General features: G+C 71.5%; 14 protein-coding genes. 6 read left to right on the top strand and 8 right to left on the bottom strand.

Annotated features, from left to right (window positions below):
• Positions 1–84 precede the first annotated feature (84 nt).
• A complete protein-coding gene (locus ACQEV2_RS17045) occupies positions 85–1,113 on the top strand; it encodes a glycosyltransferase family 2 protein (RefSeq protein ID WP_433041473.1) in 1,029 nt (342 codons plus the stop codon).
• Positions 1,114–1,136: 23 nt separating this feature from the next.
• Here ACQEV2_RS17045 and ACQEV2_RS17040 read toward each other — a convergent pair whose 3' ends face one another.
• The 4 genes from ACQEV2_RS17040 to ACQEV2_RS17025 all read right to left on the bottom strand — a co-directional run bounded on the left by ACQEV2_RS17040 (position 1,137) and on the right by ACQEV2_RS17025 (position 7,708).
• Positions 1,137–2,726: an LCP family protein gene (locus ACQEV2_RS17040; protein WP_433054515.1), complete on the bottom strand. Its 1,590-nt coding sequence runs from the start codon at positions 2,724–2,726 to the stop codon at positions 1,137–1,139.
• A gap of 393 nt (positions 2,727–3,119) precedes the next feature.
• Complete coding sequence (locus ACQEV2_RS17035) at positions 3,120–4,889, bottom strand: LCP family protein (RefSeq protein ID WP_433041470.1); 1,770 nt, start codon at positions 4,887–4,889, stop codon at positions 3,120–3,122.
• A 228-nt stretch (positions 4,890–5,117) separates the two neighbouring features.
• The gene (locus tag ACQEV2_RS17030; RefSeq protein ID WP_433041467.1) at positions 5,118–6,326 is read right to left on the bottom strand and encodes an LCP family protein; all 1,209 of its coding nucleotides are present in this window, start codon (positions 6,324–6,326) and stop codon (positions 5,118–5,120) included.
• Between the two features lie 626 nt (positions 6,327–6,952).
• Positions 6,953–7,708, bottom strand: coding sequence for a TIGR03089 family protein (locus ACQEV2_RS17025; RefSeq protein WP_433041464.1), 756 nt, complete (start codon positions 7,706–7,708; stop codon positions 6,953–6,955).
• Between the two features lie 141 nt (positions 7,709–7,849).
• On the opposite strand from ACQEV2_RS17025, the gene ACQEV2_RS17020 reads away from it, so the two are divergent.
• Positions 7,850–9,343 (top strand): N-acetylmuramoyl-L-alanine amidase, encoded by a 1,494-nt coding sequence (locus tag ACQEV2_RS17020; protein ID WP_433041461.1) that lies wholly within the window; start codon positions 7,850–7,852, stop codon positions 9,341–9,343.
• Positions 9,344–9,607: 264 nt separating this feature from the next.
• Positions 9,608–10,690 (top strand): sugar phosphate nucleotidyltransferase, encoded by a 1,083-nt coding sequence (locus ACQEV2_RS17015; protein WP_433041458.1) that lies wholly within the window; start codon positions 9,608–9,610, stop codon positions 10,688–10,690.
• Between the two features lie 659 nt (positions 10,691–11,349).
• Here ACQEV2_RS17015 and ACQEV2_RS17010 read toward each other — a convergent pair.
• The 4 genes from ACQEV2_RS17010 to ACQEV2_RS16995 are packed head-to-tail and all read right to left on the bottom strand — an operon-like array spanning position 11,350 to position 15,217.
• On the bottom strand, positions 11,350–12,351 hold the full coding sequence (locus ACQEV2_RS17010) for a DNA-3-methyladenine glycosylase family protein (RefSeq protein ID WP_433041455.1): 1,002 nt from the start codon (positions 12,349–12,351) through the stop codon (positions 11,350–11,352).
• A 58-nt stretch (positions 12,352–12,409) separates the two neighbouring features.
• Positions 12,410–13,711 (bottom strand): coenzyme F420-0:L-glutamate ligase, encoded by a 1,302-nt coding sequence (locus ACQEV2_RS17005; RefSeq protein WP_433054512.1) that lies wholly within the window; start codon positions 13,709–13,711, stop codon positions 12,410–12,412.
• Positions 13,712–13,716: 5 nt separating this feature from the next.
• Positions 13,717–14,676: a 2-phospho-L-lactate transferase gene (cofD, locus tag ACQEV2_RS17000; protein WP_433041452.1), complete on the bottom strand. Its 960-nt coding sequence runs from the start codon at positions 14,674–14,676 to the stop codon at positions 13,717–13,719.
• A 34-nt stretch (positions 14,677–14,710) separates the two neighbouring features.
• Complete coding sequence (locus tag ACQEV2_RS16995; protein WP_433041449.1) at positions 14,711–15,217, bottom strand: cupin domain-containing protein; 507 nt, start codon at positions 15,215–15,217, stop codon at positions 14,711–14,713.
• A 652-nt stretch (positions 15,218–15,869) separates the two neighbouring features.
• Between ACQEV2_RS16995 and ACQEV2_RS16990 the strand changes: the two genes are divergently transcribed.
• From ACQEV2_RS16990 to ACQEV2_RS16980, 3 genes are all read left to right on the top strand, one after another.
• Complete coding sequence (locus ACQEV2_RS16990; protein WP_003975777.1) at positions 15,870–16,133, top strand: WhiB family transcriptional regulator; 264 nt, start codon at positions 15,870–15,872, stop codon at positions 16,131–16,133.
• Positions 16,134–16,313: 180 nt separating this feature from the next.
• Positions 16,314–20,066 (top strand): glycosyltransferase family 2 protein, encoded by a 3,753-nt coding sequence (locus ACQEV2_RS16985; protein WP_433041446.1) that lies wholly within the window; start codon positions 16,314–16,316, stop codon positions 20,064–20,066.
• A complete protein-coding gene (locus ACQEV2_RS16980; RefSeq protein WP_433041443.1) occupies positions 20,063–21,613 on the top strand; it encodes a DUF5719 family protein in 1,551 nt (516 codons plus the stop codon). Before ACQEV2_RS16985 ends, ACQEV2_RS16980 begins: the two co-directional genes overlap by 4 nt.
• The last annotated feature ends 436 nt before the right edge of the window (positions 21,614–22,049 follow it).

Genomic DNA, 22,049 nt, shown 5'->3' with positions numbered 1-22,049 from the left:
GTAGGCCCATACGATCTCCTGCCCGGGGCAGCGACCCGGGCGGCGCGCAAGGGTGTCCCCCGTTCGCGGTAACGTGAGGTCCCTATGAACGCCAATCCCGACGTGCAGCTCCCCGCCGTGTCCGTCATCATGCCCGTCCTCGACGAGGAGCGGCATCTGCGCGGAGCCGTCCAAGCGATCCTCGCGCAGGAGTACGCCGGCGAGATGGAGGTCGTGATCGCCCTCGGTCCGTCCACGGACCGCACGGACGAGATCGCCGCCGAGCTCGTACGGGAAGACCCTCGCGTGCACACCGTCCCGAACCCCACCGGCCGCACCCCGGCCGCCCTCAACGCCGCGATCAAGGCCTCCCGGCACTCGATCGTCGTCCGCGTCGACGGCCACGGCATGCTCTCGCCGAACTACATCGCCACCGCCGTACGGCTCCTGGAGGAGACCGGCGCGCAGAACGTCGGCGGCATCATGCACGCCGAGGGCGAGAACGACTGGGAGCGCGCCGTCGCCGCCGCGATGACCTCGAAGATCGGCGTCGGCAACGCCGCCTTCCACACCGGCGGTCAGGCGGGGGAGGCCGAGACGGTCTACCTCGGTGTCTTCCGGCGCGAGGCGCTGGAGCAGCAGGGCGGCTACAACGAGGAGTTCATCCGCGCCCAGGACTGGGAGCTCAACTTCCGGATCAGGGAAGCGGGCGGGCTGATCTGGTTCTCGCCCGAGCTGAAGGTGTCGTACCGCCCGAGGCCGAGCGTGAAGGCGCTCGCCAAGCAGTACAAGGACTACGGCCGCTGGCGCCACGTCGTCGCCCGCTACCACGCCGGCTCCATCAACCTGCGCTACCTCGCCCCGCCGACGGCGGTGTGCGCCATAGCGGCGGGCCTCGTGCTCGGCGCCCTGGTCACCCCGTGGGCCCTGGTCGTCCCCGGCGGCTACCTCGCGGCGATCGTCGCCGGTTCGGTCCCGGCGGGCAAGGGCCTGCCCCTGAAGGCACGCCTGCAGATCCCCGTCGCCCTCGCCACCATGCACATGTCCTGGGGCTACGGCTTCCTGACCAGCCCGCGGTCGCTGGCCAAGAAGGTCATCGCGTCCAGGCGCCCAGCGGTACTCAGCCCGAACTGAGCCCGCCGGGCTCCGGCCCGCCGCTACGACCAGGTGAAGTCCGGGTCCACCTTCATGCACGCCTTCGTGTCGGAGGCGTTCAGCGCATCTGCCGTCTTCGGTGTCTTGTCGTCCTGCTTCGGCGCCTTGTACGCCGTACCCTCCCGCCAGTCGGCGCCGACGACGAGGGTGACGCCGGAGACGTCCGTGGACTTCTTCACGGCGCTGGTCGGGATGCCGAGGGCCTTGGCGACCCGCTGGGCGTCGCCCTCCAGGTCGGCGCTCGGGTAGCGGATGAGCGTCGTCTCCTCGGCCGGTGCGACCGAGCGGTCCGCCAGGGCCTGGGTGAAGCCCTTGTCGACGAGCAGCCCGGCGACGGTGTTGGCGCGGCCGGTGACCGCGGCGAGGGTGTCGGTGCGGGTGCCGTTCTGCACCTGGACGGCGATCTCGCCGTCCGCCGCGGCCGGGTCGGTGGAGGCCTTCTCCTCGGTGGACTTCTTCTTGTCCTTGCCGTCGAGGGCGATGTCGTCCCGCACCAGCCGGAACAGCTTGGTGGCGTCCTCGGTGGGCACCACGCGCCCGGTCTGGATCGTGTCGTACGCGTTCGGCATCGTCGTCATGGTGATGCGCGAGGTCGGCACCTTCTTGAGCTCGCCCGCCAAGTCGTAGAGCTTCGCCACCGTGCCGATGCCCGGATCGACGGTGAGCGCGTTGGTGGCCGCCTCGGCGAGGGCACGCAGCTTGCCCGGGTTGCTCAGCTTGGCGTTCTTGCGCAGCTCGCGAACCATCGAGTTCATGTACATGTGCTGCGCCTTGGCGCGGGCGAGGTCGCTGCCGTCCTCGAAGCCGTACCGGGTGCGCAGCCACTGCAGGGCCTGCTCACCCTTGATGTACGTCTCGCCCTTCTCCAGCTTCAGCCCGGAGCCGTGGCCCTTGCTGTCCTTGGAGTGGATGTTCTTGTCGACGCAGACCGGGACACCGCCGATCGCGTCGGCCATCGACACCACACCCGAGAAGTCGATCATCATGAAGTGGTCGATGTGGATGTCGGTGAGCTTCTCCCACGTCGCCACCGTGCACCCCGGGCCGCCGCGGCCGAGCGACCGGTTCGTCATCGCGCGCTGCAGGGCCCCGTACTCGTCCCCGCTGTCGGGGTCCGTGCACTTGGGTATGTCCACCAGCGTGTCGCGCGGCATGCTGACGACCGACATGTTGGTGCGGTCCGCGGAGACGTGCAGCAGCATCTGGACGTCGGCGAGCGGCGCGGCGCCGAACGTCTCCTTCGCGCCGCCGAGTTTCTGGTTCTCCTTGCTGTCCCGCGCGTCCGAGCCGATCAGCAGGATGTTCAGCGGCGTCTGACCGGCCGCGTTCGCCTCGGTCCTGGCGGCGCGGTCCTTCGCGTCGCCGATGTTGAGGTCGTCCTTCTTCAGGTTGCCGTTGAGGTGCTGGTAGTAGAGATACCCGGCACCCGCGGTGCCCAGTATCACCACCGCCAGAACCGTCGCCGACCAGCGCAGCACCCGCCGTCTGCGGCGCCTGCTGTCGGTTCCCCGGCCGCCCCTGCGTCCCCCGCCGCCGTGCCGGCCGCCCTGGTCGGCCGGCGTGTCCTGGTCGGCCTGCCGGGTGAGCGACATGGTGTCGTCCACCGCGGGGGCCTCCCCTCGCACACTGCTCTGCGCCAACTCTCTGCCCTTCCCCACCCTTGGCCCTACGCGCCGTCGCTCCGCGCCGGACCTCCCTGTCCGATGCGGAGCGAACCATGTCAGGCCACCCTGTCCGACACCGGTTCGCTACCTGTCAGACCACTGTGGATCCGAACCGGGTTGGCCACGTGTCGGCAAAATCCACGCCCGGCACGGCCACGCGGTGTGTCAGGCGTCCGACGCCTGACACAACCGTGTCCTGTGTCAGACCAACGAGAGTCCAGGACAGTTGCGTTCCCGGCCGGAGATTCGGTGCCGGAACTTCCGTGCCGAAACAGGCCCGCCCCACCTCAAGTCGGCGGTGGCACGGGCCCGTTGGTACGGCTACTTCGCGCACTCGACCTTGTCCGCCGTGGACTTCTCCACGTCGGGTGCCTTCGTCGGAGGGGTGAGTGGCACGCCCGCACCCTTGAAGTCCTTGCCCAGCGTCAGCGTCATCGTGGGCAGACCCTGGGAGTTGGTCACGCTCTTGCCGGGCTTCATCGCGGCCCCGGAGAGCCCCAGGATGGCGGCGAGCCGGCGTGCCTGGTCCGCCTGGTCCGGTGCGTATTCGAGCGTGGTCTTCGCCAGCGTCGCCGGGGCGTTGCCCGCGTTCTCGGACTTGGTGACGCCCTCCTCGGTCTGCAGCCAGGTGAGGGTCTCCTGGGCACTGCCGGCGGGCGCCCCGCCGTTCATGACCTGCACCCGTACCTCGGAGGGGTCGGCCTTGGTGCCCTTGAGCCGGGCGGCCACGGCGGCGGCCTCCTTCTGCTTCTGCTGCTTGACCGCGGTGAAGGAGACGTCGTTCTGGATCGCCTGGAAGACCTCGGGAGCCTTCGTCTTGTTGAGTACGACGGTCGTCTTCACCTTCTCGGCCGGGTTGTCGATCACCGGAACCGTCGTGAAGGTCAGGTTCTTGGTGTTGAGCTTGCCCAGCTCCAGGCCGAGGTCCTTCAGCTTGTCGATGCTGTTCAGCTGGGAGTCGACGGTCAGCGCCTTCGTGCCCGCCTCGGCCAGCTTGATCATCTTCGACGGGCTGGAGAGCGTGTCGTTGGACTTCAGCTTGCGCATCAGCGCGCTGAGGAACTGCTGCTGCAGCCCGATCCGGCTCAGGTCGCCGCCGAAGCCGACGGAGTGCCGGGTGCGGACGAAGGCCAGCGCCTGCTCGCCCGCGATGACGTGCTTGCCCTCGCTGAGCTTGAGGTGGGAGTCGGGGTCGTCGATGTCCTTGGCCAGGCATACCTCGACGCCGCCGACCGCCGTCGTCAGGGTCTTCACCGCGTTGAAGTCGGCCACCATGAAATTGTCCGGCTTGATCCCGGTCAGCTCGGTGACCGTACGCGCGGTGCAGCTGGGCGTACGGCCCTCCTGGCCGAGGCTCGTGTTGAAACGCTCGCCGGTCTCGCCCGGGATGACCTTCTGGGAACCGTCTTCCTGCGTCGTCGGGCAGTCCGGGATGTCGACGATCAGGTCGCGCGGGATGCTGAGCGCGGTCGCGTTCGAGCGGTCCTTCGACACGTGCAGCAGGATCGTGGTGTCGGCGTGGCCGGGGCTGTCCTTGTCGCCGTAGCTGCCGTTGCCCGCGCCCGTGCGCTTGTCCGTGCCGATGAGCAGGATGTTGATGGCCTTGTCCTTGCTGAAGCCACCGGTGCTCGCGCCGTCGTCGGAGACGGACTGGATGTTGTCGTTGAGGTGCTCGATATAGAGATACGCACCGGCCGCGGCGGCGACGACCACGAACGCCATGATTCCGCCGGTCCAGAGCACGGCCTTCTTCGCCTTGCTCTTCTTCACCGGCCGGCGACCGCGCCGCCCCGGCAGCGGCTCCTCGGGCACGCCCCGGCGCCTGCGCTGCGGCGGGACCTCACGGCCGGGTGCCGGGCGCGTCTCGGGCGCCGCGGTCCGGTTGCGCACCGCTCCGCCCGCGCCGCCGGCCTTCGCACCGGTGGCCCGGGAGGCGGCGCCGGTCCGGGAGGCGGCTCTGCGAGGTCCGGGCACCGACGATTGCGGAGCGGAAGGAGTCAGTCGCAGTTCGTATTCGCCGGTGTTCGGATTGAGTACCCACTGGTCTGCGGGGTCGATGTCGTCCGCCCGCCCACGGCCTTGCGCGTCCACGGTTGTCTGAATCCTCCGTCGGGGCCACGCGGCGCCTTCCCCCTCCAAGGCGCTCGGGTCTCTTTCGGTCAAACAGTGCGCAAGCCTAACTACGGCCGGGTGCACCGGATCGCTCACACTATCCGGCCAGATCAGCGTCAAGCGACGACGGTGACAAATTCCACGTCCCTACAACTGGGCAATCCGACCCATTTCTTTGAATTGGGCTTCGCCGACTTGGTGAGCGTTTTACCTACAGGGGTTCTCGGCGGCGGTGTTGCCCCGGAAGGTGGGGGGCGGGGGAGTGGGTTCTGCGGGTGTGGCGGGCCGCTGGGCGGTGGACTTTCCGTTGTCGCGAGGGGAACTCCTGTGCGAGGAAACGCGCGGAGGGGCCTGGTGCAATTCGGGCGAATCGGCGACTACCACCGGGGTGTCGGTGCGCAGCCGCTCGAAGAGCCGCTCGGCCTCGGGCTCCTTGAGTTGGTCGCGATTGGCGTTGTGGATGTACGACTCCCGGGGAACGGTGAGGAATTGCACGCGTTCGGTGGGGATGTCGCGCACGCCGCGCACGAGTTCGTACAAACCGCGCAAGTTGGCCAGGGCGGGGTCGGTGGTGAGGGAGGACGTGGCGGCGTCCAGGACGGGATAGAGCCTGACCGGGTTCAGCAGTACGTCGTTGCTCTGGACCTTGTTGACCAGTGCGGCGAGGAATCGCTGCTGGCGGTGCATGCGGTCGGTGTCGCTGCCGTCGCCGAGGGACTTGCGGGCGCGGACGTAGCCGAGGGCCTGTTCGCCGTTGAGAGTCACCTTGCCGGCCGGGAGCCTCAGTTTGGCGGCCTTGTCGTTGATGGGCTCCGTGAGGCAGATCTCCACGCCTTGGAGGGCGTCGATCATCTCCTTGAAGCCGTGGAAGTCGACGACCATGTGGTGGTCGATGCGGATGTCGGTGAGCCGCTCGACGGTACGGATGGTGCAGGCCGAACCGCCGACCTGGAAGGCGTAGTTGAACATCGCGAACATCGGGTCGCTGCGGGTGCCGTCGGGGCGTCGGCAGCCGGGGACGTCGACCATGAGATCGCGGGGTATCGAGACGGCGGTGGCGCTGCGGCGTCCCGCGGACAGGTGCAGCAGGATCGTGGTGTCGGACCGCTCGGTGCCCGAGTCGCGCCCGTAGCGCCGGTTGCCGCTGCCTGCCCTGGAGTCCGAGCCGATCAGCAGGATGTTCTGCGCGCCGCGCACGAGTGAGGTGGGGCGCTCCTTCTCGTACCGTTCCAGTTCTGCGGCGGCGGCTTCGTCGGCGGTGATGTTGGAGTCGAGCTTGGCGTAGACGGCCCAGCCGGCTCCGGCGGCGGCCACGAGCACCAGCCCCACCCCCAGCGCCCCGCGCCGCACCCACCGCCACCTACGCCGCCGCCCGACACCGGAACCTCCGGGGCGTGGGCGTGCGATGCGGGTCACGTCTGGCTCCACTCCTCAGTGCAGCGTGCTGCGGGTGGTGTGGGCTGTTGTTACGACCATGGCTTGGGTGGGGGGTGAGGGGTGGGTGGTGGTGGGCCGAACGGGTGACGGGTGCCTCCGGCGGTGGGGCCGGGGAGGTCTGGGGTGGCCTGTGCGGGTGGTGGGGGTGCGCGTTGATGCGGCGTGCGTCCGGCGGTTGGGCGGGATGCCTGCGGCGGCCTGTGCCGCTGAGTGGGGGGCGCGTAGCGCCTGCGGTCGGTGGGTGGGTCGGGGCCGTGCCGGGGGGGGGTGTCCGTCCTCGGACCGGCGGCTGGACTTAGGCCAGGAGGCACTGCGTGTTGACGCCGGCCACTGCGGGCGGACACCCCCCGACACGTCCCCTTCCCGCCGTACGCGACCGCGGGCCCGCGGGGGTACGCGCCACCGCCTTACGGCCCGCAGCAGCCTGGGTAGCTGCTGGCCCCTCATGCCCACTTAGCTGCGGCAGTCGTGCCGCTGGGGCGGCACGGGTGGGCGCAGCGGCAGCCCGCCGGCGCCGGGCTGCGCGACCGACCCCGGCCCAGCCCCCGCGCCGGGCCAGCCACAAGTCGGCGGTCAGTTGTGGCACGGTCCAGCCGGCGCAGTCGTTACCGTGCCGTGGTCGTCACCCGCTCGCTCTCGATCCGCTTCGCCAGCGCCTCCTCGTCCAGTGACTCGAGGTGCCGGCACAGGACCACCGACCCACCCGTCGCCAGCGCCGCGTACAGCCCGGCGTTGAGGCCCTCCCAGGTGTCGTACGGCAGGGCCGACAGGATCCGTGAGCCAGGTCCCGTGAGGCCGAGCCCCGTCGCCTCGGCCTGGGCGCGTTCGACGACCTCGGCGCCGCTGAACTCCCGGCCGGCCACGATCAGCGCCGGATCGTCGGGATCGACCGGCGCGTACGGGACGAAACGGTCACCCTGGCTCGGCACTTCCACGGCGTAGTCGGCGAAACCGGCCGGCGGCTGCGGGAAGCGGCCCCCCAGCGGCCGTAGCGACAGGGCGACCCGCTCACCGCGGCACGCCCGCGCGGCTTCCAGCGTCTCCGGCCCGCTCACGACCACGTCGGCCACCGCCGGATCCCCGCCCACGTCCGCGATTGCGCCCACCGACGAACACGCCAGCAGCCACACCGCCGTCTGCCAGTGCGCGGGCAGCAGCAACGCGACCCGGTCACCCGGCCCGGCCCCCAGGTCGCCCTGGAGCAGGTTCGCGGTCTTGGCCACCCAGTTGGCGAAGGTGGCCACGGACAATTCGACGCGTTCCCCGGTGGCGTCGTCGTAGAAGGTCACCAGGGGGCGTCCGGGATCCGCGGCGAGCGCGGAACGCAGCAGGTCGGCAGGGGTGCGATCGGAGGCGTTCACCCGCGCAAGGGTACGCGGACCGGCGTACACGCACCGCCGGTTGGCGGCACCCTGGCGTCACCGTTTCGGGTGAATCACTGGCCGACACTCCGTCAATTCCGCAATGGACAGGTTTGTAAGGCTATGTCCACTATCAGGAGCATGCGTGGATTCCTTGCTTCCTCGATCGGTGTCACGTGCGCGGTAGCTCTCGCTCTCCCGCTCACCCCACCCGCCGTCGCGGCGACCGCGAGACCGGCGCTCGGCGCGGAAGCGGCCACGCGCGGGGAGACGGTGGCCACCGCGCCCGGCCCGACGGTGCGTCATGAGAGCGCCGAGCCGTCCGTCCCCGGCAGCACCCAGTCGCTGCCCCTCGTCCCCCGCGGCCGCGACCGCGGCGGTGCCCCCGCCGAACAGGGGCTGTCCCGCCGGGACGTACCGCGCTTCTCCCTCGTCGGCGTCGTCTGGGACGACCCGGACACCGAACTGCACGGCCGCGTCCAGGTCCGCACCCGCGCGGTCGGCACCGGCACCTGGTCCGGCTGGCAGGACCTCGAGACGCACAACGCCGAGCACGCGGCCGACCCCGACACCCCCGAAGGCCGCTCCAGCCGGGTGCGTGGCTCCACGGCACCGTTGTGGGTCGGCGAGTCGGACGGTGTCGAGGTCCGGGTCACGGCGGAGGCCGCCGAGGGCCGGTCCGGGGAGCGCGTACCGGTACCGGGCGCCGGCGACCCGGCCCCGACAGCCGGCACCGACGCCGCCTCCCCGCTGCCCGCCGGCCTCCACCTCGAACTCGTCGACCCCGGCGATCCGGCCCCCGCACCCGGGGAGCCCGGCGCCCCCCGCCCCGGTTCCCTCAAGGCCGAGACCGCCGAGACCGCCGAGGCCCTCGCCGCCTCCGCCGCCGACGCCGCCACCTCGGCCGCCAACGTCGAACTCGCGCCCCTCGGCGCCACCGAGATCCCCGCGCTCGGCCGGGCCGAGACCCAGCGGGAGATGGTGGCCCTGCGCGGTGGTGAGTTGACGCAGGAGCAGCGGGCGAGGCCGTACATCGGGCCGCGGCCGCGCATCGTCACGCGGCGCGGCTGGGGTGCGAACGAGCGGTGGCGGGAGCGGAGTTTCGCCTACACGAGGAAGGTGAAGGCGGCGTTCGTGCACCACACGGCGACCGGTGCCAGGTACTGGTGCTCGCAGGTCCCCTCGCTCATTCGCGGTATCTACCGCTACCACGTCCTGAGCATGGGCTGGCGCGACCTCGGCTACAACTTCCTCGTCGACAAGTGCGGAAACATCTACGAGGGACGCGCCGGGGGAGTGGCGAAGCCGGTCCTCGGCGCCCACACTCTCGGTTTCAACTCCAACACCATGGGGATCGCCGTCCTCGGCAGCTATGGCTACAGCAGGCCGTCCGCTGCCGCGGTGCGGGCCATCGCCCGGCTCACGGCTTGGAAACTGGGGCTCTACGGCGTCAATCCGCGCGGAAAGACATACCTGAAGTCCGGCGGTGGCAATCTCTACCGAAAGGGAAAGAACGTACGACTGAATGCGATCTCCGGCCATCGGGACGGCTTCTCCACGGAGTGCCCGGGATGGCAGCTCTACCGCAAGCTCGGCGCGGCGCGCGCCACGGCGGCCCGCTACCAGGGGCGTTGAGAAGCGGGCGGAGGGACTTCGGGGGGCGTGCGGGGGCGTGCGGGGGCGTGCGGGGGCGGTGGGGGTGGTCGCGGGGATGACATGGGGGCACCGGGTTGGCCATGGGGGTGGCATGGGGGTGGCATGGGCTCGTATTCACCGCTGTCGGGGGACAAGTGGCGGAGGGAATGCCGCACTGCCGTCGAGGGCGCCGCACAACGGTCTGCATACACTGGCCGGCCGAAAGACAGTTCGGCCGGTCCCGGCAGGAAGCAGAGACGACAGGTGACAGAAGCGATCCTCCTGGTCGGCGGCAAGGGCACTCGGTTGCGTCCGCTCACCGTGCACACGCCGAAGCCCATGGTGCCGGCGGCAGGGGTCCCGTTCCTCACGCACCAGTTGGCGAGAGCGAGAGCGGCGGGGGTGGAACACATCGTCCTGGCGACGTCGTACCTGGCCGAGGTCTTCGAGCCGCACTTCGGCGACGGCTCGGCGCTGGGTCTCCATCTGGAGTACGTGACGGAGGAGGAGCCCCTCGGCACGGGCGGCGCGATCCGCAACGTGGCCTCCCGGCTGCACTCCGCGCCCGACGACCCGGTCCTGATCTTCAACGGTGACATCCTCACCGGGCTGGACATCAAGGCCCTGGTCCGCACGCATGAGACGACGGGCGCGGACATCTCCCTCCATCTGACGCAGGTGACGGACCCGAGGGCGTACGGCCTGGTCCCCACGGACGAGACGGGCCGGGTGACGGCGTTCCTGGAGAAGCCGCAGACCCCCGAGGAGATCGTCACCGACCAGATCAACGCGGGAGCGTACGTCTTCCGCCGCTCGGTCATCGACACGATCCCGGCGGGCCGCCCGGTCTCGGTGGAACGCGAGACCTTCCCCGACCTCCTCGCGGCAGGAGCCCACCTCCAGGGCATGGTCGACTCGACCTACTGGCTGGACCTGGGCACCCCCGCGGCGTTCGTCCGCGGTTCGGCGGACCTGGTCTTGGGCCGGGCCCCGTCCCCCGCGGTCCCCGGCCGCTGCGGCGACCGCTTGATCCTTCCCACGGCCACGGTGGCCCCCGACGCCAAGCTGACCGGCGGCACGGTCGTGGGCGAGGGCGCGTTCGTCGCCGAGGGCGCGCGCGTCTTCGGCAGCACGATCCTCCCGGGCGCCGTCATCGAACCCGGCGCCATCATCACCGACTCCCTCATCGGCACCCGCGCCCGCGTCGGCGAACGCTCCGTCCTCACCGGCACGGTCATCGGCGACGGCGCGGTGATCGGCGCCGACAACGAGCTGAGGGAGGGCGCGCGAGTGTGGTGCGACGCCCGGATTCCGGCGGGGGCGGTGCGGTTCTCGCCGGATCTGTAGAGCAGCGGTGAGCGCCACTTCTCGGCGCCGGCCCGCATCAATTCACCCCGTCCGGCGTTGGAGGACGGGGCGCCACGGTCCCGATCCGTCACCCGCCCGCAGGGAGACCGCCACCTCTCGACACCGGTCACCGCATTCAGCCCGTCCGGCATTCGAGGACGAGGCCGCAACCATCCGGACCTCCGCCTCTGGACGCCGGCCAGCTGCCTTCAGCAGGTCCGGCGTTCGAGGACGAGGCCGCAACCATCCCTAACCCCCACCCACCCGCAGGGGTCCTCCGCCTCGCGACGTCGGCCAGCTGCCTTCAGCAGGTCCGGCGTTCGAGGACGAGGCCGCAACCATCCCTAACCCCCACCCACCCGCAGGGGTCCTCCGCCTCGCGACGTCGGCCAGCTGCCTTCAGCAGGTCCGGCGTTCGAGGACGAGGCCGCAACCATCCCTAACCCCCACCCACCCGCAGGGGGCTCGCCTCCTTGACGCCGGTCCCGGCATTTCAGCCCGTCCAGCGTTTGAGGACGAGGCCCTTTAGGGGCCGACGGGGGTCCAGGGGGCGGAGCCCCCTGGCGGGGTCGAAGGGGCGGAGCCCCTTCAGGATGGGACGGGTAGGGGCGGCGGTGGCGAAAAAAGAGCTACGACAACCGCAGCGCACGCCGCCCTCGTCACAACCGCCCGATATCCCCCCGAGGCATCCGCGGCGCCCGCCGCCCCGGCACCCGCCCACTCAGCAGAATCAACCGAGCCGCCCGATGCCGCTGCCCCGCATACGGCTCCAGCAACTCCAGCATCACGGAGTCATCCGCATCCCGATCCCCGGCCAGCGCAAACCCCACAATCCCGGGCAGATGCAGATCCCCCACGGTCACCGCATCCGGCGCCCCATGACTGCGCTGCACCACCTCCGCCGACGTCCACGGCCCGATCCCCGGCACGACCTCCAACCGAGCCTGCGCCTGAGCCGGAGGCATCCGCACCGCCTCCTCCAGCCGCGCAGCAACCCGTACGGCCCGAAGAATCGTGGACGCCCGCTTGTTGTCGACCCCGGCCCGGTGCCACTCCCAGGACGGAACCATCCGCCAGGTCTCCGCATCCGGCATCACACACATCCGCCCGGGCGCGGGCCCCGGCGCCGGCTCCCCGTACTTCCGCACCAGCAACCGCCACGCCCGATACGCCTCATCGGTCGTGACCTTCTGCTCCAGAACCGACGGAATCAACGACTCCAGCACCAGCCCGGTCCGCGTCAGCCTGAGCCCCGGCCGCCGATGCCGAGTGAGCGCCACCAGCCGATGCCGCGGCACGAAGGCGGACGGATCGTCGGCGGCCCCGAGCAGTTCCGGCAACTGCTCCAGCAGCCACTCGGCCCCCGGCCCCCAGGCCTCACCCCGCACTTCGGCGCCCCGCGCGCTGACCCGCAACGTCCCCGGCCCGGTCGGCGTACGAGTGGCCCGCCACACGGACCCGTCCGGCATCGCCCGGAACGTCGGATCCCCCGGCCCACGCCGCAGCGGCCCCAGTACGAGCCCGAGATCGAGCGGCCCCTCCGGCACCCAGGTACGCACCCGCGCGGGGGCCGGAGCCTGCCGCGGTATCCCCGCGGGCACGGCCACATGCCCGCCGCGCACGGTCGTACGCGTGGGGCGCGGAGCGAATCTTCCTGCCACGGATGAGGTCCTAGGGGTACGGGAGGGTGCTACGAGCGTATGCGCCGACCGGCGTCTGTCAGCGCACCTCGATGAAACGCCCCGCATCCCGCTCCGGCCGCGGCCGCGGTTCCTCCGCCGGATGACCGACCGCCACCGCCCCCATCGGATCCCAGTCCTCCGGCAGCCCGAGCACCTCCCGCACCACATCCCGGCAGAACATGGTCGACGAGACCCAAGCCGAGCCCAGCCGCTCCCCGGCCAGCGCGACCAGGAAGTTCTGCACCCCGGCCCCGGCGGCGACGACGAACATCTCCCGCTCGGCCCCGTCCCGCCGAGCGTCGCCGTAGGTGTGCGAGCCGTCCATCACCAGACACGGCACGACGAGATACGGCGCATTCCGCAGCACATCCCCGCGCCGCACCCGCTTCGCGATCGACTCCTCGCTCTTGCCGTCCCGCCGAAGATCCGCGATCCACGCATCCCGCATCGCGTCGAGCAGCCGCGTCCGCGACTCCCGAGACTCCAGCAGCACGAACCGCCACGGCGTCGTGTGATGCGGCGCCGGGGCCGTGACAGCCGCCGCGACCGCTCTTCGTACGGCCCCGGGGTCGACGGGTTCGTCCGTGAAGGCCCGTACGGTACGGCGCTGGGTGACCGCCTCCCGTACCGCCTCCGACGTCCCGAGCCGGAACATGTCGTCGCGCGCGCCGCGCACCAAGGCCCGGGCCCCCTCCCCGTGCTCCTCGGCCACCGTGTGCGCCAGCCCGCGCACGACGGCGACGGGCAGGCCGGCGGCCTTGCCCTTCACCAGATCACCGGCGGCGGCCAGTTCGTCCGCCGTCGCCACGACGGTCGCATTGAGCGGATTGCCGTACGCGTCCGCGCCCCCGCGCAGATCGTCGAGCACGCGCACACCGGCGGCGCCGATCGCCACGTCCGTGAGCCCCGAGCGCCAGGGCCGCCCGGAGGTGTCGGTGACGACGACCCCGACGTCGACGCCGAGGGCGTCCCGCAGTCCGTCCCGGATCGCCCGCGCGGACGCGTCCGGGTCCTCGGGCAGCAACAGCACGGTCCCGGCGGGGGTGTTGGAGGCGTCCACGCCGGCCGCGGCCATCACGAGGCCCTGCCGGTTCTCGACGATGCGGAGGGCGCCGCGGCGCGCGACGACCCGCACCGTCTCCGCGTCGATGGCGGCCTCGCGGTCGGCCGCCTCGACGATCCGTCCCTCCGCCTTGGAGACGATCTTCGAGGTGACCAGGAGCACGTCCCCGTCGGTGAGGCCGGGTTCGGCGGCGGCGATCAGTTTCGCGAGGTCGTCGCCCTGCTGGACCTCGGGAATCCCGGAGACGGCCCAGACCCGGTAGCCGTCGGCTGACACCTCGCTCAAGCCGCCCGCACCTCCTCCGCCAGCGCCAGCGCCTCGCGGGCCATCTGCGCGGCGGCGTCGGTGTCGGTCATCATCAGCGGTACGGCCCGGCAGCGGATCCCGGCCGCCTCGACCCGCTCCACGGCGCCCGCGTCCACGGTGTCGACGAGCCAGCCGTCGAGGAGCCCCGAGCCGTAGTGCTCGGCGACCGCCGCGGCCGTCGACTCCACGCCGACCGCGGCGAGCACCTTGTCGGCCATCCCGCGCACGGGCGCGTCCCCGACGATGGGGGACAGGCCTACGACCGGTACGCCCGCGTCGGCGATGGCCTCCCGGATGCCGGGCACGGCGAGGATCGTGCCGACCGACACGACCGGATTGGACGGCGGGAAGAGGATGACGTCCGCCTCGGCGATCGCCTCCAGGACGCCCGGCGCGGGCTTGGCCTGCTCCGCGCCGACCGGCACGATCGCCTCCGCCGGCACCGAGGCCCGCAGCCGCACCCAGTACTCCTGGAAGTGGACGGCCTTGCGCTCGCCGTCCACCTCGACCGCGACATGCGTCTCGACGCGGTCGTCGGTCATGGGGATGAGACGGACTCCCGGCTTCCAGCGGTCGCAGAGGGCCTGCGTCACCGCGCTGAGCGGATAGCCGGCGCCGATCATCTGCGTCCGCACGATGTGTGTGGCGAAATCCCGGTCGCCCAGCCCGAACCACTCCGGCCCCACGCCGTACGCCGCGAGCTCCTCCTTGAGGTGGAAGGTCTCGTCGGACCGGCCCCAGCCCTGCTCCTCGTTGATGCCGCCGCCCAGGGTGTACATCACCGTGTCGAGGTCCGGGCAGACCTTCAGTCCGAAGAGGTGGATGTCGTCCCCGGTGTTGCCGATGACGGTGATGTCCGCGTCCGGCACGGCCCGCTTCAGACCGCGCAGGAACCGGGCACCACCGATGCCGCCTGCCAGAACCACAATGCGCATGGGAATCAGTGTTGCAGGCGGGTACGACAACGGGTCAGGCAGTCACCGGACTCGGCTCGACACGGGCCTCGCAGGCCCGTGTCGCGTGCATCGGCATCTCGGTCAGGCCCGGGTAGTACACGTGCAGGCTGACCGCGGGCTCCAGCGCGTCGTTCGCCACCTCGTGGACATAGCCCGGCGCGAACACCCGCTGTGCGCCCGCCTTCAACACGCGCGTGCCGCGCTCCGTGCGCTCGGTCAGCGTGCCGTCCAGGACCGTCAGGACGCCGGAGGACGGGCCGTGGTCGTGCAGTCCGCTGCCCTGTCCGGGAACCCAGGACAGCAGCCACACCTCGTAGCCGGGGCCCGTGCGCAGCCGGTGGTACCAGCGCGTGGTCGCGTCGTACTCGACGAGGTGCTCCCACTGGGAGCGGTCGGCGGCGATGGAGCGGGCCAGGCCGACGAAGTCGGCGACGGTGGCGGGGTGCTCGTGCGGTGCCTGGAGGAGGTGCGGGACTTCGAGGATGTCGCCGGCGATCTGGAGGTCGCTGTCGCTGTTCATGGGGTGCGGTGGTTCCTCAGTGAAAGAAGGTCAGAGGGAACGGAAGCCGAGTGGTCGGGCGACTCGGCCTACAGCTGGAGCGGGTGTGGCTCAACAGCTGGGACAGCAACAACAGCTACAGCGACCCTGGGCAGCACCGAGGGACCCGGCAGTGCGGGTCGAGGTGAGTGCCAAGTTCGCGAGCATGCCCACAAGGACATCGGCTCACGCCTCCACTGTCAACTTGGCGCCCGTCATGTGGGACACGTTTCACCTCATCCGGTGCATCTCTGTGGCGAAAGGTTTGTCCATGGGGTGACCGGGACACATGGCGCACAACCGGGCGCACGGGCGTCGTTGTGATCCTGTGATCCGACTGTGATCCGGTTCGCTTCTACGTGTGCGTGCAACGAGATCGAACTTCTGGGCGTCCTTTTCCGTACAGGCTCTACGGAGGGCCCGAGGCCCTCGCGGGCCTCGTCTGCTTGTCAAGGTTTATGCCGATTTGAACACTTTCCGCTAGGCCTTGGTTCCGCAGAGTGAATAAGGGGCTCAATAGCAGATCTCGGCTTGACTCGCCCGGAGCAGCACACTTGTAATTTCACTCGTGTCGTTCAGCCGAAATCGGTAACGGCAACATCACGGGGACGCGAAAGACAGACGAGGGGCGCACATGACCGAGCTGGTGCAGCAACTGCTGGTCGACGACGCGGACGAGGAACTCGGCTGGCAGGAGCGCGCGCTGTGCGCCCAGACCGACCCCGAGTCCTTCTTCCCCGAGAAGGGCGGCTCCACCCGCGAGGCCAAGAAGGTCTGCCTCGCCTGTGAGGTCCGCTCCGAGTGCCTCGAATACGCCCTCGCCAACGACGAGCGCTTCGGCATCTGGGGCGGACTGTCCGAGCGCGAGCGCCGCCGGCTGAAGAAGGCCGCTGTCTGACGAAACGGCTCACAACCGCACGTACATACGTCTCGTACGGCCCGGCGCAGGTGGGTTATCCACAGGCGGCGGGCCGCCGTCATGCCCAGCCGATAGTGTGGTCGCTCGTCCGAGACGCCCCGCTGTCCCCTGGGGGCACAGGCGTCCACCGCAGTCCATCGAACCGGGGCCTGTACCTCGATGTCCGTGCACAGCCACCCGGCAGCCCATCACGACCCCGCTGCCGCACCTGAGTTTCCGCGTCATGTGGTGACCGCGGTGCTCGTCTCCCACGACGGCGCCCGCTGGCTGCCCGACGCGCTCGCCGGGCTGCTCGGCCAGGAGCGCCCCGTCCAGTTCGCCATGGCCGCCGACACCGGCAGCGCGGACCACTCCGCACAGCTGGTCACCGATGCCCTCGGCGACGATCGCGTACTGCACCTCGCCCGGCGCACCGGATTCGGCCAGGCCGTCGAGGAGGCCAACCGCACCGCGCCCGTCCTCACGCCGGACGAGCTGACGTACCTGAAGCGGCCGAGCGGCTGGGACCCCGTCACGCGCACGTGGCGCGACGACGCCTACGACCTGCCCGAACTCCCCCACGGGGAGCCGGTGCAGTGGCTGTGGCTCCTGCACGACGACTGCGCCCCCGAACCCGACGCCCTGGCCCAGCTGCTGCGCGTCGTGGAGAACGAGTACGAGCTGGGCCGCGACGACGTCGCTGTAGTCGGCCCCAAGCTGCGCGGCTGGTACGACCGCCGGCAGCTCCTCGAGGTCGGCGTCACCATCGCCAACTCGGGCCGCCGCTGGACCGGCCTCGACCGCCGCGAGCAGGACCAGGGGCAGCACGACCACGTCCGGTCCGTGCTGTCCGTGTCCACCGCCGGCATGCTGATCCGGCGCGACGTCTTCGAACAGCTGGGCGGCTTCGACCGACGCCTGCCGTTGATGCGCGACGACGTCGACCTGTGCTGGCGTGTCACGGCCGCCGGCCACCGAGTCCTGGTCGCGCCCGAAGCAGTCGTACGACACGCCGAGGCGGCCTCCCGTGAGCGCCGCACCGTCGACTGCGTGGGACGCACCGCCGCCTCCCCGCACAAGGTCGACAAGGCGGGCGCCGTCTACACCCTGCTGGTCAACACGCGTACGGCCGTGCTGCCCTGGGTGCTGCTGCGCGTCGTGCTCGGCACGGTCCTGCGGACCCTGGCCTACCTCGTGGGCAAGGTCCCCGGGCAGGCCCTCGACGAGATCCGCGGCCTCATGGGCACACTGCTGCGCCCCGAGCGGATCATCGCCGGGCGGCGCAGGCGCGGGAACCCCGTGATCGACAAGGGTGAGCTGCGGGCGCTGTTCCCGCCGCCCGGCGCGACCGTGCGGGCCACCGTCGAACAGATCGCGGGCAACCTCGTGGGCCGCTCCGATCCCGAGGCGGCCGCCGGCGCCGGACGGCACGGTGGCGCGATCGAGTCCGGGCCCGGCGGCGACGACGCGGACTTCCTGGAGATAGAGCAGTTCGCCCGCCTCAAGCGCATCGCCCGCAAGCCCGGCCCGGTGCTCTTCCTGGTGCTGCTGTTCGTCTCGCTGATCGCGTGTCGGCAACTCCTCGGCGGCGGCGCGCTCGCGGGCGGCGCGTTGCTGCCCGCCCCGGCCGACTCCGGCGAGCTGTGGTCCCGGTACCTGGACGCCTGGCACCCGGTGGGCGCCGGTGGCACCTCGTCCGCGCCGCCGTACCTCGCGATCGTGGCGATGCTCGCCTCCGCGCTGCTGGGCTCGACCGGGCTTGCGGTAACGGTCCTGCTGGTCTGCTCGGTGCCGCTGGCCGGGTTCACCGCCTACTTCGCCTCCCGCCCGCTCGTCGAGTCCCGCCTCCTGCGCGCGTGGGCGGCCGTCGTCTACGCCTTCCTGCCCGCCGCCACCGGCGCCCTCGCCGGCGGCCGCATCGGCACCGCCGTCCTCGCCGTCCTGCTGCCGCTCCTCGCGCGCGCGGGCGTCGCGGCGAGCGGCCTGGCGAACAGCTCGGGTGCGCGCGGCAGTTGGCGCGCGACCTGGGCGTACGCGCTGCTGCTGACGATCACCACGGCCTTCACGCCGATCGTGTGGCCGTTCGCGCTGGTCCTCGGGCTCGGCCTGCTGGCGGTGCGGCGCTCCGACATCACCGCGTACGGCCTGCGCTTCCTCGCCCAGGTCGGCGTGCCCCTGCTGGTTCTCGCGCCCTGGTCGCTGTCGCTGCTTCCGTTCGGCTTCTTCCAGGAGGCCGGCCTGAAGTACGGCTCCTCGGCCGCGTCCGCCCTGGATCTGCTGGGCGCCGGCCCCGGCGGGCCCGGCACCGTCAACGGGCTGATGCTCATCGGCGTCGTGCTGGCCGCGCTGGCCGCCCTGATGCGCTCCGAGCGCCAGTTCGGCATCTGGACCGCCTGGGCGGTCGCCCTGGTGGGCCTCGTCTTCGCGGCCCTCTCCAACAGCTTCACCTGGGCCGGCCCCGCGACCCTCGTCTACGGCATCGCCCTCCTGGCCGCCGCGCTGCTCGGCGCCGACGGGGCACGCTCGCGCGTGGCCGAGCAGAGCTTCGGCTGGCGCCAGCCGGTCGCCGCGCTGATCGCCTTCGCAGCCGCTGCGGGCCCGCTGCTCGTCGCCGCCGGCTGGATGATCCGCGGCGCCGACGGACCGCTGGAGCGACGCGACCCCGTGCAGGTGCCCGCGTTCGTCGCCGAGGACGCCAGCAACCGCGACCAGGCCCGCACCCTCGTCCTCGACAGCGAGTCCCCGGCCCAGGTCGGCTACATGCTCGTCCGCGGCTCCGGCGCCCGCCTCGGCGACGCCGAACTCGCCGCTGCCGACGGGGAGAACGCCAAGCTCGACAAGATCGTCGCCAACCTCGTCGCCGGCTCCGGCGCCGACCAGGCCGACCAGCTGGGCGCGTTCGCGGTGCGTTACGTCCTCGTCCACAAGGGCGCGCCCCGCGAGGTCGCGCGCGTGCTGGACGCCACGCCCGGACTGCAGCGGCTGAGTGAGCAGAACGGCAGCGCGTTGTGGCGGGTCGACCGGCAGGTGTCGCGTGCGGCCATCGTCTCCGGGGCCGAGTCGGGGGCCGGGGCTGCGGCCGGTTCCGGGTCCGGATCGGGATCGGGCTCGGGTGAGCCTCAGGCCGTTGCTGCGGGGCCCGTGGAGATCCACACCACGATTCCGAGTGGCGCCGAAGGGCGTGTCCTGCGCCTCGCCGACAGCGCCGACGAGGGGTGGACGGCCACCCTGGACGGCGAGCCGCTCACGCCGACCACGGTGGACGGCTGGGCCCAGGGCTTCGAACTCCCGGCTGACGGCGGCAAGTTGGACGTCACCTACGAGGATCCGATCGGCCACACCGCCTGGCTGTGGACCCAGGGCTTCCTCGCCCTCGTCCTCGTCGTGATGGCCCTGCCGGGGCGTCGCCGCGACGTCGACGACGACATGCCCGAGGAGGCGGCCGTACCGGCCGAGGCCATGGTCGGCGAAGGACGGCGGGCCCGTCGGTTGCGCGCCCAGGCCGAGGCCGAGGCGGAAGAGGCCGGTCAGGGAGGGGCGTTCCCGCCTCCTCCGGAGCAGGCCCCTGCGGTGATTCCGCAGCAGCAGTCCTACGGCATGGGGGCGACCCCGGGCGAGGACCCTGCTGCCTGGGGAACGGATGCGCCCAGTTACGCCGGCGCCGACTACGGCGGGTACGGCGGCGAGCAGTACCAGGGCGGGCAGCAGTACCCGGCGGGCGGCGCTTACGACCAGACGTATCAGGCGGACCCGTATCAAGCGGATCCGTATCAGGGCGGCCAGTACGACCCGTACGCGTACGGCGGGCAGCCTCAGGCGGGGGCGTACGACGCCTCGTACGACCAGACCTATCAGCAGGGTTACGACGCCACGTACGACCCGGCACAGCAGCATCCGCACGGCAGCGAGCGTTCCGACGGGAGCCAGCAGTGAACCGCACGACCCTGTCCCTGATCGCCGGTGCCGGCGCCCTGGCCGCCATAACCGGGGTCGCGGCGCTCACCACGCCGGACACGTCCGGGACGACCACCGCGAAGGCGGCCGCCGAGCTGCCCGTGGAGCGGACGAGCCTGGTGTGTCCGGCGCCGAGCACCTCGGACCTCGCCGAGACGACCTACACGTCGTTCACGCCCGTGACGAAGGGGGCGGGGAGCGGCGGGAAGGCGGAACTGCGGTCCGGGGCGGAGGAGTCGGGCGACGCGGCGGACGCCAAGGGGAAGGCCGACGGCAAGGGGAAGACCGACGGCAAGGGTGAGAAGGCCGGGGACGCGGGCACGGCCGGTAAACCCGTCCTGGCGGGCAAGGAGCCGGGGACGCCGGTGACCGAGGACGCGTCCGGGGCCGACTCGCCGGCGCTCATCGGGACCGCCGACGGGAAGTTCGCGCCCGGCTGGACCGTACAGGAGACGACGGAGGTCGCGGCGGGCACGGGGCGTGGTCTGCAGGGCGTCAACTGCATCGCTCCGGACACCGAGTTCTGGTTCCCGGGCGCCAGTACGGCTGCCGACCGCACGGACTACGTCCATCTGACCAACCCCGACGACTCCGCCGCCGTCGTCGACATCGAGCTGTACGGCAAGGACGGTGCCCTCGAGACCACGGTGGGGGAGGGGATCACGGTCCAGCCGCACTCGGGTGAGCCGATCCTGCTGTCCACGCTCACCAGTGAGAAGCAGGAGAACGTGACCGTGCACGTGAGTGTGCGCAGTGGTCGGGTGGGTACTTCGGTGCAGGCGCTGGACGACAAGCTCGGTGCGGACTGGCTGGCCGCTTCCGCCGATCCCGCGGGGAGTCTGGTGCTGCCCGGCATTCCGAAGGACGCCAAGGCGGTGCGGCTGGTCGCCTTCACACCTGGGGACGCGGATGCGGATCTGAAGGTGCGGCTTGCCTCGCCGTCCGGGGAGATCACGCCTGCCGGGAACGAGACGTTGCATGTCAAGGCCGGTATGACCAGTGCGGTGGACCTCGGTGACGTGATGCGGGGCGAGGCGGGGTCGTTGGTGCTGACGCCTACGGACCCGGATCGGGGCGTGCCGGTGGTTGCGGCGGTGCGGGTGGTGCGGGGTGCGGGTGCCAAGCAGGAGACGGCGTTCATCCCGGCGAGCCGGCCGGTCGGCACGCGCGCGACGGTGGTCGACAACCGGGCGAAGGGCACGACACTGTCCGTGACGGCGCCGTTCCGCTCCGCTGAGGTCAAGGTGACCGCTTCGGCGGGGAGCGAGGGCGGTACGGCCACGTCGAAGACCTTCACGATCAAGTCCGGGACGACTCAGGACGTGGAAGTGCCGGTGCCGAGCGGGCTGAAGGGCACGTACGCACTGACCGTGGAGTCGGTGTCGGGCGGACCGGTGTACGCGTCCCGGACGCTGACGGTGCCGGCGGAGGGCGTGCCCGGCTTCACGGTGCAGACGCTGCCGGACGACCGGGGGATGGTGGCTGTGCCGGAGGCGGATGAGGACTTGTCCGTGCTGCAGAAGTAGGGCTTCTTGCGGGTGGGGTGGGGTGCGCGTTGATGCCTGCGGCGGCCTGTGTCCCTGAGTGGGGGTGCGCGTAGCGCCTGCCGTCGGTGGGTGGGTCGGGGCCGCGCCGGGGGGGTGTCCGTCCTCGGACCGGCGGCCGGCCTTAGGCCAGGAGGTACTGCGTGTTGACGCCGGCCACTGCGGGCGGACACCCCCCGGCACGTCCCCTTCCCGCCGCGGGCGACTGCGGGCCCGCGGGGGCGCGCGCCACCCGCCTTCGGCGCGCAGCAGCCTGCGTAGCCGCTGGCCGTTCACGGCGGCCCCGCCGCCCACAGCCTGCGTAGCCGCGGGCAGTCGTGCCGCTGGGGCGGCGCGGGTGGGCGCGGGCGGCACCCCGTTAGCGCCGGGCTGCGCGACCCACCTTCGCTCAGCCGCCACGCCGGGCAAGCCGCAAGCC

Source organism: Streptomyces sp. CA-251387 (assembly GCF_050936625.1).
Classification (GTDB): Bacteria; Actinomycetota; Actinomycetes; order Streptomycetales; family Streptomycetaceae; genus Streptomyces.
This window is presented reverse-complemented; position numbering and strand designations above follow the sequence as displayed.